At 44.4% G+C, this 17,129-nt stretch carries 17 protein-coding genes and 2 tRNA genes; 6 read left to right on the forward strand and 13 right to left on the reverse strand.

The features are described from left to right. Positions 1 to 5: 5 nt before the first annotated feature. From A9E74_RS06955 to mfd, 3 genes are all read right to left on the reverse strand, one after another. Entirely contained in the window at positions 6 to 824 is an 819-nt protein-coding gene (locus A9E74_RS06955) for an ATP-dependent zinc protease family protein (RefSeq protein WP_245652090.1), read from the reverse strand. 149 nt (positions 825 to 973) lie between these two features. Then, positions 974 to 1,741, reverse strand: coding sequence for a methyltransferase domain-containing protein (locus A9E74_RS06960; protein ID WP_069295917.1), 768 nt, complete (start codon positions 1,739 to 1,741; stop codon positions 974 to 976). Then, the gene (gene mfd / locus A9E74_RS06965; RefSeq protein ID WP_245652092.1) at positions 1,741 to 5,274 is read right to left on the reverse strand and encodes a transcription-repair coupling factor; all 3,534 of its coding nucleotides are present in this window, start codon (positions 5,272 to 5,274) and stop codon (positions 1,741 to 1,743) included. Before mfd ends, A9E74_RS06960 begins: the two co-directional genes overlap by 1 nt. Before the next feature lie 79 nt (positions 5,275 to 5,353). Here mfd and A9E74_RS06970 point away from each other — a divergent pair, with 79 nt between their 5' ends. From A9E74_RS06970 to azu, 6 genes are all read left to right on the forward strand, one after another. After that, a complete protein-coding gene (locus A9E74_RS06970) occupies positions 5,354 to 5,563 on the forward strand; it encodes a hypothetical protein (RefSeq protein ID WP_069295918.1) in 210 nt (69 codons plus the stop codon). Between the two features lie 12 nt (positions 5,564 to 5,575). Then, the gene (uvrC, locus tag A9E74_RS06975; protein WP_069295919.1) at positions 5,576 to 7,417 is read left to right on the forward strand and encodes an excinuclease ABC subunit UvrC; all 1,842 of its coding nucleotides are present in this window, start codon (positions 5,576 to 5,578) and stop codon (positions 7,415 to 7,417) included. A 52-nt stretch (positions 7,418 to 7,469) separates the two neighbouring features. Next, the gene (pgsA, locus tag A9E74_RS06980; RefSeq protein WP_069295920.1) at positions 7,470 to 8,027 is read left to right on the forward strand and encodes a CDP-diacylglycerol--glycerol-3-phosphate 3-phosphatidyltransferase; all 558 of its coding nucleotides are present in this window, start codon (positions 7,470 to 7,472) and stop codon (positions 8,025 to 8,027) included. Between the two features lie 38 nt (positions 8,028 to 8,065). Beyond that, a tRNA-Gly gene (locus A9E74_RS06985) sits at positions 8,066 to 8,140 on the forward strand. Between the two features lie 80 nt (positions 8,141 to 8,220). Continuing rightward, positions 8,221 to 8,294, forward strand: a tRNA-Cys gene (locus A9E74_RS06990). A gap of 200 nt (positions 8,295 to 8,494) precedes the next feature. Next, the gene (azu, locus tag A9E74_RS06995) at positions 8,495 to 8,944 is read left to right on the forward strand and encodes an azurin (RefSeq protein WP_069295921.1); all 450 of its coding nucleotides are present in this window, start codon (positions 8,495 to 8,497) and stop codon (positions 8,942 to 8,944) included. A 55-nt stretch (positions 8,945 to 8,999) separates the two neighbouring features. Here the strand turns inward: azu and napH are convergent, their stop codons facing one another. The 10 genes from napH to A9E74_RS07045 form a co-directional block, all read right to left on the reverse strand. Then, complete coding sequence (napH, locus tag A9E74_RS07000) at positions 9,000 to 9,869, reverse strand: quinol dehydrogenase ferredoxin subunit NapH (protein WP_069295922.1); 870 nt, start codon at positions 9,867 to 9,869, stop codon at positions 9,000 to 9,002. Next, entirely contained in the window at positions 9,866 to 10,552 is a 687-nt protein-coding gene (gene napG / locus A9E74_RS07005) for a ferredoxin-type protein NapG (protein ID WP_069295923.1), read from the reverse strand. Before napG ends, napH begins: the two co-directional genes overlap by 4 nt. Positions 10,553 to 10,581: 29 nt before the next feature. Continuing rightward, entirely contained in the window at positions 10,582 to 10,902 is a 321-nt protein-coding gene (locus A9E74_RS07010) for a cupredoxin domain-containing protein (RefSeq protein WP_069295924.1), read from the reverse strand. A 145-nt stretch (positions 10,903 to 11,047) separates the two neighbouring features. Continuing rightward, positions 11,048 to 12,046, reverse strand: coding sequence for a tryptophan tryptophylquinone biosynthesis enzyme MauG (gene mauG / locus A9E74_RS07015; RefSeq protein ID WP_084002986.1), 999 nt, complete (start codon positions 12,044 to 12,046; stop codon positions 11,048 to 11,050). Between the two features lie 21 nt (positions 12,047 to 12,067). Further along, a complete protein-coding gene (gene mauA / locus A9E74_RS07020; protein ID WP_069295925.1) occupies positions 12,068 to 12,628 on the reverse strand; it encodes a methylamine dehydrogenase (amicyanin) small subunit in 561 nt (186 codons plus the stop codon). Positions 12,629 to 12,670: 42 nt separating this feature from the next. Beyond that, positions 12,671 to 13,306: a methylamine dehydrogenase accessory protein MauD gene (gene mauD, locus A9E74_RS07025; RefSeq protein ID WP_069295926.1), complete on the reverse strand. Its 636-nt coding sequence runs from the start codon at positions 13,304 to 13,306 to the stop codon at positions 12,671 to 12,673. Positions 13,307 to 13,329: 23 nt separating this feature from the next. Then, complete coding sequence (locus tag A9E74_RS07030; protein ID WP_069295927.1) at positions 13,330 to 13,878, reverse strand: MauE/DoxX family redox-associated membrane protein; 549 nt, start codon at positions 13,876 to 13,878, stop codon at positions 13,330 to 13,332. A 12-nt stretch (positions 13,879 to 13,890) separates the two neighbouring features. After that, on the reverse strand, positions 13,891 to 15,111 hold the full coding sequence (mauB, locus tag A9E74_RS07035) for a methylamine dehydrogenase (amicyanin) large subunit (protein WP_069295928.1): 1,221 nt from the start codon (positions 15,109 to 15,111) through the stop codon (positions 13,891 to 13,893). A 63-nt stretch (positions 15,112 to 15,174) separates the two neighbouring features. Continuing rightward, the gene (locus tag A9E74_RS07040) at positions 15,175 to 16,032 is read right to left on the reverse strand and encodes a methylamine utilization protein MauF (RefSeq protein ID WP_069295929.1); all 858 of its coding nucleotides are present in this window, start codon (positions 16,030 to 16,032) and stop codon (positions 15,175 to 15,177) included. 444 nt (positions 16,033 to 16,476) lie between these two features. After that, positions 16,477 to 17,129 (reverse strand): TorF family putative porin (locus A9E74_RS07045; protein WP_069295930.1); only part of this gene is annotated, 653 nt, incomplete at its 5' end.

Below are 17,129 nucleotides of genomic sequence, written 5' to 3' on the forward strand. Positions count from 1 at the left end.
GTTCCTTATTCTTCTTCTGATGCTTTAGGATTAGCTTGTTCTGCTTTTTTCGGAATAGCTGATGCCCGATCTGTCAGTAGCTCTGGTTTAGGTTGAACATTTTTCTTGGCGACATCGACCACAGCAATATCTTTCAAAAACTCACGGCCCAATAGGATCGGATAGTTCATATGCGAACGATCAGTGAGGGTGAATTCTGCAGTATCGGTCATATTACCAATCTTGATAGTCAGTCTGACTACCGGACGTTTATCAATTTCATTAGTTGATGATTGACGGATATTGGCGATTCGAGCGATAGGTGCTTCAACCTCGTAACTGTTATCACTGCCTTCTTCAGGAACAATAGTAAAACGCGCCCATTTCTGACCATCCCGTTCCAGAGTCACAATGTCCTGTGCCGTTAACGATGACGTTGTTGCACCGGTATCGACTCGTGCCGGAAATACGCGGTTAACCGCTTCAATCCATAACCACTCAGATTGACCCAATACCAATTTATCGCCCAACGTCATTGGGGCTGGCGGTGGGCAACTTTGACTGTTCGCTGCTGCAGCGACTTGAGCTGTTTGCGCAGATTCAACCACGGCACGTTGCGCCAGTTTTTCACTCAGCTGCTCAACTTGGTGGTTTAACTCATCGAGTTGTTTGCGAGTGACTTGTTGTTCTTTTGAGAAAGATTGCAGGCCAGCTTGGTGCTTGTTTTGATTATCGATAACTTTTTGGCATTGCTGACTCAGTTGATTTTGAATTCTGGATTCACTGTCACTAAGCGCTGACTTTAATTGTTCATTTGAAACGGTCGGGCGGGTTTCATTTTGCACGCAAGCTGTTGTTAACAAGCTAGATAAAACAAGGATGAGAGGTAATTTATGTTTGAACATGTCTTTCCTAAAGCTTAAAACGGATTATTAAGTCAAAACGCATTATCAAAACAAAATTGATAGGGCTGCATATTATGAAGTAATCCCTGCTAATCCGGAGATATTTTCTCGGTGAGTAAATGTACGTAACGTCCCATGTCACGATAGGTAGGCATACGGCAATATTGATGCTCTAACGCCAGTAATTCCTGTTCATTGGTCTGGTTTCGGCTCTCAGAGTTCAAATAATCACTAAACACGCGAATTCCACTGTGTTGAATTATCTCAAAACCATTACTTTCTAAAAACTGAATCAATTCATACGGATATTGGGGAAACGGTGGGCTTAATTTGTTTCCAGCACCAATATAGCGATCATTGAGAATTGGTTCCAGTCTCCAGCCACCTTGAATGATATTTTTATAAACCATGGCGTTGCGGTTATAAAACATCAATGACAGGTAACCACCAGTTTTTACACGGTCTAGCACCAGTTTTAAGGTTTCTAAAGGCGTTGCCAGCCATTCTACTACGGCATGACAAATCACTAAGTCAAACGCTGCTAAATGCGGTGCCAGCTGCTGAATTGAAGCGTGATGGAAGCCTGCATCCAGCTCTGCTTGCGCAAATGATTGCTTGGCCTGCTCAAGTAATTTCTCTGAAATATCACACAAAGTCAGTTGATGACCAAAGCCGGCCAACCACAAACTGATTTGTCCGGCTCCACAACCTGCATCCCAAATCTGTAAATCTTTAGACTGGGTGAACTGATGTAAATCCTGTTTAAGGATCTCTAAGCGTAACTGACCCTTGCTGGTGTCATAAATACGCGCATTAAAGCGCTCAGCTAAATCGTCAAAATTACGATCCTGTTGCATCAGGCGGCCGGTTTAAGCAGGTTATCCAACAGGGAATCGATCGCCAGAATGCGACTTTCGGCATCGGGCATATTATCTGTGAATCGCAGTTTATCCTGACCATCGAGTTTGAAGCGGGAAGGCTGTTTTTGAATCAACTGAATAATGGTCATCGGCTCAACCTGTGGTTCTTTATCAAACAGCAAGCGACCACCTTGATCATAAACATCGATTTTACGAATACCGATGGTTTTGGCTTTAAGGCGTAACTCATGCACGGCAAAAAGGGTTTGAACTGGTTCGGGTAACAGACCAAATCGATCAATCATTTCCACCTGCAATTCACGCAACGCTTCTTTATCTGCTGCTGCGGCAATACGTTTATACAACACCAGTCGGGTGTGCACATCGGGCAGATAATCGGATGGGATTAACGCCGGTACATGCAGATCGATTTCCACGGTCTGCCGCGCCATATTGTCCAGATCTGGGGTTTTACCGGATTTCAACGCATTGACCGCGCGTTCCAGCAATTCGTTATATAAGGTAAAGCCAATTTCCTGCATCTGACCGCTTTGTTCATCACCCAGTAATTCACCAGCACCACGAATTTCCATATCGTGTGTTGCCAATGTAAAGCCAGCACCTAAATCTTCAATCGACTCAATGGCTTCCAGACGTTTAATCGCATCAGCTGTCATCGCTTGTTGCGGCGGGGTAATCAGATAAGCATAAGCACGATGATGTGAACGACCGACACGACCACGGATTTGGTAAAGCTGGGCCAGACCTAACTTATCAGCTCGATCAATAAAGATGGTGTTGGCGGTCGGTACGTCGATACCGGTTTCGATAATGGTGGTACAAACCAGCACATTAAATCGCTGATGATAGAAGTCGAGCATCACCTGTTCCAGCTCACGTTCTCGCATTTGGCCATGTGCGACTGCAATGCGAGCTTCCGGCATTAAGGTTTCAAGTTCACGTGCTACGCGATCAATGTCTTCCACTTTGTTATGCAGGAAGTAAACCTGACCGCCACGTTTGATTTCACGCAGCATACCCTCACGAATTTTGTCGGCATTCCATTGCAAGACAAAGGTTTTGATTGCCAATCGGCGTGCCGGGGCCGTGGCAATAATCGATAAATCACGAATACCGGAAATCGACATATTCAAGGTACGTGGAATAGGCGTGGCGGTAAGCGTTAAAACATCGATCTGTGAGCGATATTTTTTCAGCTGTTCTTTTTGTGTGACGCCAAAACGATGTTCTTCATCAAGCACAAACAAGCCCAGTCGTTTGGGATCAATATCCTGCTGCAATAGTTTATGCGTACCAATCACTATATCGGCAGTACCTTCGCTGATAGCTGACTTCACATCATCCAATTGTTTTTTGCTGCGAAAGCGTGACAAAACTTCAACTCGGATCGGCCAATCAGCAAAACGATCTTTGAAGTTTTCATAATGTTGTTGAGCGAGTAGGGTAGTCGGCACCAAAACCAATACCTGTTTGCCAGATTGAACAGCCAGGAATGCCGCACGCATGGCAACTTCAGTTTTACCAAAGCCCACATCACCACACACCAAACGGTCCATAGGCGTTTCCGATTGCATATCGGCAATCACTGCATCAATCGCGTCTTGTTGATCTGGGGTTGTTTCAAATGGGAACGCTGCCGAAAATGCTTCATATTGTTCATCCGGCGACTGCATTGGCGGTTTTTTATTGGCAGCGCGTTTGGCATAGATATCGAGTAATTCTGCAGCCACATCACGCACTTTTTCAGCAGCACGGCGACGGGCTTTTTCCCATTGTGTAGTGCCGAGTTGATGTAACGGAGCAAGTTCTGGAGCAGAGCCCGAATAACGGCTGATTAAATCCAAAGAGGCGACTGGAACATACAACTTATCACCCTTGGCATATTCCAATGTCACATATTCGGTGGCGACATCACCAACATCTAAAGTTTGCAGGCCAAGATAACGTCCTACACCATGATCCTCATGTACTACAGCATCACCAATTGTGAGTTCAGCAAGGTTACGGATAATGGCATCTGAATCACGCTTTTTACGGCTGCGACGACGGCGCTGCATAACCTGTTGGCCGAATAACTGGGTTTCAGCTATGACGGCGAGATTTTCACTTTGCAGCAGCAAACCTTGTTCGAGCGGGGCTACTGTAATGCATAGTGGAGCGCTTTCATTAATAAACGCATCCCAGTTGTCGACCACTTTGGGTTGTAATTGATTTTTACGCAGCAGATCCAGCAACGTTTCGCGACGACCGGCAGATTCGGCGGCAATTAAAATTCGGCCGGAAAACTTATCTATAAATTGATGTAATGCTTCGCACGGACGATCTTGCTTGGAATTTAATGGCAACGAGGGTGGCATTACTGTGGCGTAATTACTGTTACCGGCTGAGCCATCAATTTCAAAGTTCTGGCATTGCAATCGTTGCCACTGTTTGAATTGACTGAACAATTCTTCTACCGGCACAAACACATTAATCGGCGGTAATAATGGTCTTTCTGGATCAACACTATGCTGACGATAACGGACCTGAATCTCCTGCCAGAACTGCTCTGCTGCATGAACCGTATCATTGAGCTGCACTAACAGCGTGTTGTCCGGCAGATAATCGGTAAGGCGTGCGGTCTCCTCGAAAAACAACGGCAGATAAAACTCAATACCGCCCGGCATATTACCGGCGCTGACTTCACGATAGATCAGACTGCGTTGTGGGTCGCCATCAAAATACTGGCGGAATTGTTTACGGAACAGCGCAATACTGTCGTCATTAACTGGAAACTCACGAGCCGGTAATAACTGGATCTGTTCGATATTATCGATAGAACGCTGTGTTTCCGGATCAAACGTCCGCAGCGTATCAATCTCGTCATCAAACAAATCAATACGAAACGGCTGACGACTACCCATCGGGAATAAATCAATGATGGCCCCGCGAACGGCAAACTCACCATGCTCGATAACCTGAGCCACATTGCGATAACCGGATTTTTCCAGTTTCAGACGCCATTGTTCGATATCAAATTGATCGCCAACCTTCAGTTCAAGATGATTGCCATCAAGGAATGCTCGCGGTGCAATACGTTGCATCAAGGTGGCAATCGGCACCAGTAAAATGCCGCGTTTAAAATCGGGCAAATGATGCAAAGTTTGTAAGCGTTCGGAAACAATATCCTGATGCGGAGAAAAACTGTCGTAAGGCAAGGTTTCCCAGTCTGGGAAATGCAAAATTGGCAGTTCGGCATTGCCCAGATAAAAGCGGATTTCCAACTCTAATCGATGGGCACTGGCCACATCATCTGTCACTACTAATAAAGGACCTTCATGCTGTTGCGCTGCTTTTGCCAATAACAATCCCTGTGCACTACCGTATAATTGCCCGGCACGAAGTTGATCTTTAGCTGATACTGGTAAGACAGGCTGAAGCAAATTAGCTGGCAAGAGTGATACCTTGATATATTGAAAGTGAGAAAGCGCGTTATTTTCCCATACTTGACCAAGTACAGCATCCAGCATTTTCAAACAAGATAATGTCCTTACAAATAATAAGTGTTAATGCTATAGTCAAAATTTTGCAACGAAGCGGAGATGAAACATGGTGAAACGTACGGAAAATGTTGTGTTATTAAAAGTTATTGGCACTGCTGAGTTATTAGCTGCCTTGGCCATGTTTTATTTTTATCACGAAAATGTTCCAGCAATCATCGGTGGGTTAATTTTGTTAGGCTTATCTGCCAACAGTTTTTACCAAGCCCACAAATGCTATCAACGTCAATATTCTCCAAGAAAAGACGATAATTCTTAAATCACGGTTTTAATGAGTCAGACTGAAAATCCCACTACCGAACCGAAATTCGACCCGGTCAGTTTTGTAAAATCATTGACCAGTCGGCCTGGTGTTTATCGAATGGTCGATGCGGAAGGCACGGTGATTTATGTCGGTAAGGCTAAAAATCTAAAAAAACGTGTCGGCAGTTATTTTCGTAGCACGGGTTTAACCAGCAAAACTCAAGTTATGGTCGCCCAAATTGTAGCGATCGAAATTACCGTCACTCATACTGAAAACGAAGCTCTGATCCTGGAAAACAACCTGATCAAGGAGCTGATGCCGCGTTACAACGTGTTGTTACGTGATGATAAATCCTACCCATACTTATTAATATCCGGTGATGACTATCCACGTTTGAGTGTGCATCGTGGTGCTAAACGCAAAAAGGGTAAATATTTCGGACCCTATCCAAGTGCCGGGGCAGTTCGTGAGAGCTTGAACCTACTGCAGAAACTGTTTCCGGTGCGTCAGTGTGAAGACAGCTATTATCAAAATCGCAGCAGGCCGTGTCTGCAATATCAAATCAAACGTTGTACTGCGCCGTGTGTGGGCCTCATATCCGAAGCGGATTATCAAAAAGATGTGCAGCACACCATTATGTTTCTGGAAGGCAAAAACCAGCAGGTAATGGATGAGCTGAGTAATCAGATGGATGTTGCTTCGCAGAGTTTACAGTTTGAACAAGCGGCTTCGATTCGCGACAAGATCATCAGCTTACGCCGAGTGCAAGAACGACAATATGTCAGCTCCATGCAAGGCGATTCGGATGTGCTGGCAGCTATTGTGCGAGATGGCATTGCCGTGGTTGAAGTCAGTTTTGTTCGTGGCGGTCGTAATCTAGGTAGTAAATCCTATTTCCCCAAAGGATCTTCGGATCTCACCGAATCAGAATTGCTAACGGCATTTATCCCGCAGTATTACCTCGGTAAAGATGTGCCGGCAGAAATTCTGTTGAGTCATGAAGTGGAAGATGCACAACTGTTGCAAGATGTATTGCAGACCGAGTCCGGACATAAAGTCAGTCTGCGTAAACCGCAACGTGGTCATGCAACCCGCTGGTTACAAATGGCGATGACCAATGCCGAAATTAGCCTTACACAACGTATCAGCAGTCGTTCTAACTTATTACAACGTTTTGAAATGTTGCAGGATGCTTTAGAGCTGGACGAATTACCCAAACGTATTGAGTGTTTTGATATCAGTCACACCAGTGGTGAACGCACGGTTGCGTCCTGTGTGGTGTTTGGTCTGGAAGGGGCGATTAAAAGTGACTACCGCAAATTCAACATTGAAGGCATTACCGGCGGTGATGATTACGCTGCCATGCATCAAGCACTGAGCCGACGTTTTACCCGGTTGAATAACGGCGAGGGAAAACGTCCGGATTTATTGCTGATTGATGGTGGTAAAGGCCAAATTAAAGAAGCTCAGGAAGTACTCGCTGAATTAAATCTAAGTGACTTACCGATTTTAGGTATCGCTAAAGGCCCAGCTCGTAAGCCCGGCGAAGAAACATTATTTCTAGTTGGCCGTGCTGGTGAAGTCACCTTATCTGCCGATTCACCGGCATTACATTTATTACAGCAAGTTCGTGATGAAGCACATCGCTTTGCTATTACCGGTCATCGACAACGTCGCGCTAAAGCCCGTAAAACCTCAACTTTGGAAGATATTGCCGGGCTTGGGCCAAAACGCCGGCAGAAGATTCTGCAACAATTCGGTGGGCTTCAAGAGGTCAAACGAGCCGGGGTAGAAGACCTGCAAAGAGTGGAAGGTATCAGCGCCGCACTCGCGCAGAAGATTTACGACTTGTTTCATCCAGACAATTAACCGCCTCATAGTGCTACCATAGGCGCTATCTATAGCTTGCAACGATATTATTATGCTGAATTTACCCAACCTTCTCAGTTTGCTTAGAGTCTTACTGATACCTGTTTTGGTCGCTTTGTATTTTGCTCCAGGTCCCAACGCAACAATCTGGGCAACGATGATATTTGTGCTGGCGGGCATCACCGATTGGCTCGATGGTTATCTGGCAAGGCGAATGAATCTTACCTCGCCATTCGGCGCTTTTATTGATCCAGTTGCTGATAAATTAATTGTTGTCGTCGCGTTATTGTTGATTCTTTATAAGTCTCCGGTCTGGTTTATTCTGCTTCCCGTCATCGTTATCGTATTTCGTGAAATAACAATTTCCGCATTACGTGAATGGATGGCCGAAATTGGTGCTCGTCATGTGGTCCAGGTTTCCTCTGTCGGCAAGTGGAAAACCACCTTTCAAATGATCGCCATTGGTTGCTTAATTTTCTATAAACCGCTGTTTGGATTACCTGTTTTTGAGATTGGCGTAGCCTTGTTATATGTGGCAGCTTTGCTCACATTGACCTCAATGATCACCTACCTGAAAGCAGCCTTACCAGTGTTGGTAGATAAGGGTTGACAGAAAATATTAAGTGCCTATAATGCACGTCTTCCTAAGCGGGAATAGCTCAGTGGTAGAGCACAACCTTGCCAAGGTTGGGGTCGCGAGTTCGAATCTCGTTTCCCGCTCCAAGAATAAAAAAAGCCGCGGTCAGTCCAAGTAACTACTGCGGCTTTTTAGTCTTGACCTTAAGAAAAAAAGACATACCCCCGGCTGGGTGGCAGAGTGGTTATGCAGCGGACTGCAACTCCGTGAACGCCGGTTCGATTCCGACCCCAGCCTCCATTTTGAAACACCATAAAAATAATACCTAAGCGCTTATGGCGCTTTTTTTATGTCTGCTGTTTTGTGATTTTCCAAATTCAAAAATATTAGCCCTAAGCCATATAGGGTTTAGCAAGTAAGCAATGCCGATTCTTGCTAATGAAGAACAGGAATACAGGACTAAAATCACAAGCTCTACAATTATTTAATTTGGAGTTTGTATGCGATTTTACTTATTGCTTCCTTTAGCCGTTAGTTTCCTTCCGATGGTTGCCATAGCAGATGACTGTGAAGTTTCAATCAGTGCTGGAGATAGTATGTCCTTTAATACCCGAACTATGGATATTCCGATGAGTTGTGAACAGTTCACGGTAAACTTTGAACACACAGGACGTTTACCGAAAGGCGGAATGGGTCATAACTGGGTAATGACTCAAAGTTCAGATGTTCAAGAAGTAGTTAAAGCAGGAACAGCTGCGGGTCTTGCAAATAATTATCTTCCTGCAGATGACAGCCGGGTTGTCGCTGCGACTCCAATGCTTGGCGGAGGTGAAAAGGCTTCAGTCACATTTGAGACCAGCTCATTGAATGCTAACAGCTCTTATACTTTCTTTTGCTCATTCCCAGGACATTCAGCGATGATGCGTGGCAGTGTTAATTTGGTGGAATAAAATTTCATAGAAAGGTTGGCGATAAGTCGTCAACCTTTTTTCTTATAGATAGAAGCTATTTTTTGGTCACAATCGGGATATTTTTAAACGAGTGTTTGTGGCTTAAATCTATTTTCATTGAAAGCACTCCGGATGAGCATTTATCAAGACATGCGCCACACCGTGTGCAATCACCGGATACAACTGTATTACCCTTAAGTGACACAACTGGAACCAATACATGTGGCTCTGGGCATACTTTCATACATGCCGAGCATGAAGAACCTGCACAAGATTCAGCTCTGTTAACGGTTACACGTAAACGTCCAAAATGTCCGAGAAATCCGTAAAAAGCCCCAACTGGACAAAGATGTCCACACCAGCCCCTACGGCTTACTAGTAGATCGAAAAAAAACAAAGCCAATAAAAACATCGAGCCTGCCATTGATGCCCACATCAATTCGCGCTGCAGTAAGGTGATTGGATTAATTATTTCCCAAGCTAGGGTAGCTGCAGAAAAAGAAAGCAGTAAAGCTAAGAATAAAATGGCTTTTCTCAACTCTTTCGAAATGGATAAGTTACTTTTTAGGTTTAAGCGTTGACGTAACCAATAGGCAGCGTCTGTCAGCATGTTTATGGGACATACCCAACTACAGTAAATCCGTCCACCAAAAATGGCGTAAAACACTGCTAGGATTAATGCTCCAATCAAAGCTGGGGCGGCGAGTGATGAGCCCGCTAAAAATGATTGCAACAAGATAAAGGGATCGGTCAGAGGAATTTTGTCAAACCATTCACTGGAGGATAAGTTGCCAGTAGCAATATTTCCAATAAACGGAAGTTGGTATAAAAAAGCCAACAGAATAAAAAGCTGCACGGTACGCCGTGTAAGCAACCATCGCTTACTGTAAATGCCAGCACATATAATTCTGATAGTTTTAATCATACTTTATCGCGACCAGCAGTATTTCTACCTGGACGTCCTAAACCAAGTTTGCGTGGTAAAACACGTATTGCTGTTTCTGACAGCACACAGTGTTTTTCACAGGTACCACATCCTGTGCACTTATCCGAGTGAACCGTCGGAATTTGTAATATACCCTTGGTATTTTGCATAGGTTCAAGTGTTATTGCTTCATCACGAATCGGGCATACTCGCCAGCAGATACTACAAGACATCCCTTTATAGTTAAGGCATGTTTCATGCCCAACAAGCACTGCTACCCCCATATCGGCTTTACGAATATCTGTTAATAAAGGATCAAGCGCACCAGTCGGGCAAGCTCGGGCACATGGAATATCCGGACACATTCTGCAGGGATCTTCTCTAGCCACAAAAAAAGGTGTACCAACGGGAGCATCATCTGTCCAACTTGCTAATTTAAGAATATCGTAAGGGCAATCTTCTACGCATAAACCACAGCGAATACAGGTTGAGTCAAACGCTGGTTCGGGTAAGGCGCCAGGTGGACGTATAATTTCAGCAGATATAGCTGGTCGGGAACGTAACATCGCATGTCCTGCCAACGTGCCGACAACAGCAACGCCAAAACGTCGGAATATCTGTTTAAATGCTGTTCTTCTCTCGGGTTCAGCGTTGTCGGGATTAAGTTCGGTTTTATTTCTCATCTCCCACCTCTATTGCTTAAGCACGCCTTTTAATCTATCGATTCAGAAATAAGCAGCTTGGCGTGAATGACCGGGTGGATCCAGCAGCGCAGAGTAAACTCACCAGATTCTGGCACTTTCCACCTTACTGAAACTCCAGGTGTTTGCACATAAAGCTTTTCATCTATGTTGATGATAGTTTCATCAGGTGTTTCGATGTAAACGCTATGAGAAATATCTGATTGATTAATGATTTCTATGATGTCGCCTGGAGATGCTTTGTAAACATCGAATTCAAAATCGTGATGCAGTAAATAGACTTTATGAATTTTGGTATCGGCTTCTTTTTGGATCTCAGCATGAAGCTGCATCGAGTAAACACATGTTATAAAGCTTGCTGAAATAAGTATGCTCAAGACTAATCTATTGACCATATGGGAAAATATTTTGTTGATACGTTCTATTGAGAAAATTTTCATTTTGTTTTCATGTGGTTAATTAAAGTTGTCGTGATAGTCATTCAGGAATATCAGGAAATTTAATGCCGAGTACCGGGCCAGTAAGTGAATTGATGAAAGCGATAAGATCATCGCGCTCGGTTTCAGTCAGCTTAAAAGGCTTCATTTCTGGAGATAGGCTTTCTCGTTGGATTCCGCCTTTTTCGTAATGCTTTATTACTTCTTCCAGTGTGTTCATTGATGCATCATGCATAAACGGACCATTTTCAGGTAAATCACGAAGTGAAGGTGTTTTGAATGCATGTTGCATAATGATTATTTGAGGCGGGACCAATGCACCTTTACCGAGGTCATTACTATTAAGACCAATGTCATGAAAACTGTCATCGGTGAATCGCCACGATGCGTGACAGGCTACACATTTTGCTTTTTCGTTAAATAGTGCAAAACCTCGTTTAACACTTTCACTAACTGCATATTCGTCACCCTCTACCCATCTATCAAACGCGGATGGCGCAGAAACTAGGGTCCGCTGGAAGCTGGCCAACGCTTCACTAATACGTTGCTGATTGATGACTTCATCACCAAAAGCGGCTTTAAATAATGGGTAATATCCTTCGACATCCTCCAGGCGAGTGGTCAGCTCTGACATGTCGTAATTCATTTCATGTTGAGTTGTTATTGGTAAAACGGCTTGCGACTCCAGTGTGTCAGCACGTCCATCCCACATTAATGAGGTAAGCCATGCGCTGTTTAAAACAGAGGGGGTTCGTCGCGGATTCAAAAGACTTTCAGAACCAAGTGGAATCTTGCGCCCATCACTCCAACGTTTATCTGGGGCATGACATGTGGCACATGACATTTCCTGGTTTCGGGAAAGGCGAGGATCAAAAAACAGGGTTTTTCCGAGCGCCGCCTTTTCCACCGTAAGTGGGTTGGTATATGGCGCCGGAATTCCCTCTGGACGCTTGAAGGCTTCCAGTTCAGAGGCAAAAGAGTCAGCAGCCTGAATTGCCAGGACAACTGATAAAAATACAAACAGGCTGCTGATTCTCATGCTAGGTGATACCTATCTAACTCAGCTCGCCTTACCAACTACTGGCGAGATTGTGCAGTGATAGGTCATAGCGTCATTATCAGCACCAAAACACCATACGATGTCGTTGGAGAACTCAGGACGATAAACTGGCAGTTCACCTTCCGTATTAAGGCAATTACAACGTCCACAAGTCTGTTTACCACAGCAATCGCGATAAGCAATCAGATAAGTCTGCTGATCACCTGGGTTATAACAGCTAGCAACCCAAGAGCTGGGTGATAGTTCGGTGCCTGGAGGACATGATGTTAATGTACCACCACAGCAATCACAGAGATTGCCGTCGATAGAACAGTGACGCCAATAATCACAAGCTTGAGTATCCTGATCCTGAGGTTGGAATCCGCCACGGTCCATCGTGCCTGTTGTCGTCGCATTAGCTTCTTTCATACGGCCACGACGATCTACAGGTAGCAAAGGAAGGAGACCTGCACCGACAATAAATCCACCGAGTTTTCCAATAAAGCCACGACGGCCAGTTTTACTGGCAGTGCTTCTGGCCATCTTTTCGATAGTAGAGTCAAAACCTTTATTTTTTTTCATTTCTATTCTCTCCGTTAGTACTTATAACTAATGATTCACCGATTAATGTACGTGCGTTTCTTTGCCTAACCCTGCTGCTGGAACCGCAGTGCCTTCTTTCATAAAGCTTTGCAATGACGAATGACCCAAGCGAATAACTTCGAAAAGGCTTTCAACATGTTCACGGGTATTACACAAACCTTTAGACTGAATTACACCATCTTGGTCGAGTAGAACGCCGTAAGGAACTTTAGAAACCTGGTAACGCATACCAATTTCTGCTGACACGACATACCGCTCGCCTTGAAGTGGATGATTTTGCAGAAATTCGCGGTGCTCAGCCTGTGTACCGTCACTGATTAAAATGACATCAGTTCCTTCAGCAGCAGCAACAGAGCGGATTATTGGCAATAATTTTGCACATACTGGACAAGAAGGGCCGGTGAACATTAATAAGCTTGGACGCCCAGCGGTGATAGCACGACCCACTAACAATGGTTTCTCATCAATGGTTGTTACGTTAAAGACAGGAGATTTTTCACCAATATCAGGACCATGATCGATCATCATGGCGCCTAATGGAGCTGAACGTTCATGTAGCAGCCCGATCTGACGAATGACACCAAGCATAAGTGCGGCTAGTGCCAAAAAAGCTCCCCAAAGAAGAACATTTGATGCAATAAGAAATTCAAAATTCATGTCAGTTTTTCCTTTAATAAGGTCTAAAGTTTGTTAGAACGAGTGGCAGGTAGCCCAACGATTACGTCGGCTGCCAGGTAAAGTAAGGTCAGCATGACTGCCGCTGCGAGCCCCATAACCCATGATGCAATTGAAACACTAGTAAACTGCACAGGGACTAAAGCTGCATAAAGACTGACTCCCGCCAGACTCAGAGCCCTTAGTACATGGAACATCCCTATTCGACTAACGCTGGTAGGACGGCGAACACAACCACAATCAATATGAGTTCTACCGCGGCCTACATTGATGGCGATTGCAACTGCAAACATAATAAAAAGACCCGTTGCTACCCATGCTGCCAACTCTCGAACTGGTGTCATTTGTAGTGCTATCGCACATGCCAGTTCAATCAGAGGCAGTAATCTTGCAAACGGCGTTACCATGAAAGATGGCAACAAACGATAATTGGTTACAACACCCTGAAATTCGTCAGGGTGTCGTAACTTAGGAATAGCTGCTGCAGCTAGTACAAGTCCCAGAAAAAGGGAGGCCAGTACTGCTACAGAAGCATCATTAATTACCCAGTTCATAATTTCCTCACTTTATTCTGGTAAGTAAATCATTACAGGTGCTCTTCCGAGCTCATCGATCTGACCGAGTTGTTTACCGGTGATTGCATCGAAGGTATAGAGAGATTGGTCTCCAGGTGAAGATGCAAATAGGTAAGGCTCAGCATCCTGGCTTACGCCGATACCATTGATTTCATGGCCCATATCGATGCGACGCAACTGTTTTCCGGTGGTAGCATCGATTACAAATACAAATCGGCTTGTTAGCTTGTGTGTCCATTTTTCACGTTGATCGGCTAACAAATAGATTTCGTTCCGATCATTGTGAAAGCTGACAGGTTGCCAACCACCCGGAGCCCATTTATCAGCTTTCTGTTCCTCAGTGAACGCATCAAACGGTTCAATAAATTCTGCACCTGAAGCTGATAGCTTGGCTTGGAAAATACGGCCTCCAGTACTTGGCCAGATAAGACGACCAGTTTTTATAGAGTAGGATGGGTTATTGAACAGATAGTCTTCTTCACCATGGAAAACTTTGGTGTTTTTCTGCTGCGTATTGCCTTCATTGTCGTAACTTACTTCAAGTAATGAACCATCACGACAATGCATGAAAAACTTTTGATCTGGTACCGGGAAAAGGTGATAACAGTCTGGCATTGGCATCATCTTTACAAAGGACTCTTTCTCAAGATCGACGAGACCAACTGCCGGTGAAGGTGAAAATTGCTGAAACAATATATGCTTATCATCTGCACTCAGACTCGCCATGCGTTGCATTACTTGTGTTAAGAAGCGACCTTCTGGGATATCAATATCTGCGATTGGCTTGTGCGTTCTGGAATCAATGATTTCGATATAGTCATCCCGTGTACCCCGAGCAACACGTGAATACATGGTGCTGGCTATGGCCATGAAGTTACCGTTATCACCCAACATCATATGGGGTAGCTTTCCTGCATCAGTCATGCCCAGCAGTTTGTTGTTATTACCATCAATAGTGTAATAAGTTGATGTCATGTGAAATGCACCTGCATCAAGCACATAAACACGTTTAGCATCACTAGGTGGTGCATCAAGAATTACTGGTGTATCCATCAGGTCCAAAGTTGCCTCAGAACCAAGTTGCTGTGGTACGCCGCCCGCAATTACAGCTTGAGTTCCACCGACAAACATCGCAGTCATAGCCATAGAGGCTGCTAAGCGTTTGATTTGTTTTGGATATCCAGTTTTACCGTCATTAAATTTTATGGTCATATCTCTCCTCCAACCATTGTTATTAAAATTTTCCACACTTCTCTAACAAGATTCATTCGGCTCTTAAAGAAGCAGAAGCATCAATGCTGCTGATCCAATCGAAAGCAGAAGGAATCCATCTATTTCAACAGCACGTTCCTGCCAGCGTGCCAACCATGCTTGAACTGATTGATTACTGATCGGTAGGAAGTTAACGGCAACTGGTAAACAGCGTCCGATGTTGAATATGGCAATAACGGCAATTGCCGTTATAACGTTGCCGCTAAGTAAGGCAACGCCGGTAACGATGTATAGAATCGGTGTTTGTACGTAGGTCAGATAGTTCATACCCAGTGCATAGCCGTATAAAAGACCGATAGTTGATGAACGAAAACGGAATCTCGCATCATGTGGGACTTGTGCACGACGTTGTGGGTAAGGCATTTTCATGAAACCGAGCTGATGAGCACCGTACCCCAGAGCAAGCAATGCCATGCCACCAGCCATGTACGAAAATGGCAATTTACTGAATAAAGCCCAGCCGATTAATCCCAGCATGCCACCTAACATTAAGGCGCCAAGAGCATATCCCAACGCATGGGTCATAAAAGTAGGGCTCCAGCGCATTACTGAAGCTAAAGAGTATTTACCAGCAGGTCTTAGCAGGCTAAGGCTTGAGTAACCACATGGTGACCAGGTGGACAGAAAGCCACCAACAAGTGCGAGTACGATAAACATCCACTGCAAAGCGCCGGTGGCTAAACCTTGAGTGCTTAACATGGCGCCGCCCGCCACACCTGATGTAACGGCAAATAACATTGTCGATAAACGTGTTTTGCTTGAGCTCGGTTTAGAAAAATCTATTGCATCAGGGACTGATGCAACCGTTGCATTAATATGGGATGGCTGATGAAATGCTTCAGCACCAAGATCCAATTTCATTTCTCCTCCTATGGCCATAACTGACCTATCGTTGTTGTAAAATTGCAACGACTTAACTATAGCGAGTTAAAATTTTCTGCCGTAGCAATAATCGGCATGAGAGCGAGAATTTTTTCCCGATTTGATGGGGTGTTGCCGATTCTTGCTATTCAGGAGCACAAACAGCAGTTTTGTGGCTTTGAAATTGGGCGATGACGAGTAAACGGTTTTGAAGGTTTATTAAAAACAATAGGATAGTGATGGGTTTCATTTTTGGCAGAGTGGAAAATCCATATTCATTACAGAATTTCTTTTATTGATTAGTTGGGGGTCGGGAAAAAATGCCTGAAAAAGGTATCCCGGAGGTAGGTGACTGTTTCCACCCTCTCGTAATAAATTGAGAGAGTGGATTCAGAGTTTAGTCAGACGTTCAAAAGATTTTTAATGCCACTACAACAACTACAATTACATTGATTTGGAAATGCTGAAGATAAAACGACTATCTGCATATTTGCTTCCATACAAATCTTTAGCATTGCTGTTTGTATTGGAGTAACTCAAGTTCAATTCAAAACCAGCAAAGTCTTTGGATAAGCCAACCAGGTAATCTGTTGCGCTGTCAGGATTTCCACTACCAAAGACATCACGGTCATAGTCGTAATAACCTAACCCCAACCCCAAATTGATGCCCGCAGGCAATGGGTAGTTTACCCCCAGGTTATAGTAAGTTCCTTTTTCCCCGCTGCCATATACGTCGCCAGAGTGTGAGATGCCAAGTGAAAAATAATGGTAGCTCAGTGACCCATAAACTTCGTTCCAATTTCCACCATCAGTCCCTGGATAAATATAACGAAGCACACCCACGTCATATGCAATGCCATTATTATGGAACTCACCTGCGTAACCGGCGTATATATCCATTTCAAGATGAGCATCATCATCGTTAATCATAAAATCGACATTTGATGCCCAGGTGCCTGCATAAAAACCACTGATGTGTGAATAATCAACACTACCAGAAATCGCAGGCTTATTATCCGATTGAGAGTAACCCCGCCAGACGTAATCACTTGATAGTGCTATAGAAGCGCTTGTTGAATGTTGACCATTCTCACTTT

The organism is Methylophaga muralis (genome assembly GCF_001720165.1).
Classification (GTDB): domain Bacteria; phylum Pseudomonadota; class Gammaproteobacteria; order Nitrosococcales; family Methylophagaceae; genus Methylophaga; species Methylophaga muralis.

Excerpts from the sequence above, each read along its gene's own strand:
- A9E74_RS07040 (WP_069295929.1), bottom strand. The coding sequence starts at position 16,032 with ATGAAATTGGATCTTGGTGCTGAAGCATTTCATCAGCCATCCCATATT.
- napG (WP_069295923.1), bottom strand. The coding sequence starts at position 10,552 with ATGAGAAATAAAACCGAACTTAATCCCGACAACGCTGAACCCGAGAGA.
- A9E74_RS07030 (WP_069295927.1), bottom strand. The coding sequence starts at position 13,878 with ATGAACTGGGTAATTAATGATGCTTCTGTAGCAGTACTGGCCTCCCTT.
- uvrC (WP_069295919.1), top strand. The coding sequence starts at position 5,576 with ATGAGTCAGACTGAAAATCCCACTACCGAACCGAAATTCGACCCGGTC.
- A9E74_RS07010 (WP_069295924.1), bottom strand. The coding sequence starts at position 10,902 with ATGCAGCTTCATGCTGAGATCCAAAAAGAAGCCGATACCAAAATTCAT.
- A9E74_RS06960 (WP_069295917.1), bottom strand. The coding sequence starts at position 1,741 with ATGCAACAGGATCGTAATTTTGACGATTTAGCTGAGCGCTTTAATGCG.
- azu (WP_069295921.1), top strand. The coding sequence starts at position 8,495 with ATGCGATTTTACTTATTGCTTCCTTTAGCCGTTAGTTTCCTTCCGATG.
- mauB (WP_069295928.1), bottom strand. The coding sequence starts at position 15,111 with ATGACCATAAAATTTAATGACGGTAAAACTGGATATCCAAAACAAATC.
- mauA (WP_069295925.1), bottom strand. The coding sequence starts at position 12,628 with ATGAAAAAAAATAAAGGTTTTGACTCTACTATCGAAAAGATGGCCAGA.
- A9E74_RS06970 (WP_069295918.1), top strand. The coding sequence starts at position 5,354 with ATGGTGAAACGTACGGAAAATGTTGTGTTATTAAAAGTTATTGGCACT.
- mfd (WP_245652092.1), bottom strand. The coding sequence starts at position 5,274 with ATGCTGGATGCTGTACTTGGTCAAGTATGGGAAAATAACGCGCTTTCT.
- mauD (WP_069295926.1), bottom strand. The coding sequence starts at position 13,306 with ATGAATTTTGAATTTCTTATTGCATCAAATGTTCTTCTTTGGGGAGCT.
- napH (WP_069295922.1), bottom strand. The coding sequence starts at position 9,869 with ATGATTAAAACTATCAGAATTATATGTGCTGGCATTTACAGTAAGCGA.
- mauG (WP_084002986.1), bottom strand. The coding sequence starts at position 12,046 with ATGAGAATCAGCAGCCTGTTTGTATTTTTATCAGTTGTCCTGGCAATT.
- pgsA (WP_069295920.1), top strand. The coding sequence starts at position 7,470 with ATGCTGAATTTACCCAACCTTCTCAGTTTGCTTAGAGTCTTACTGATA.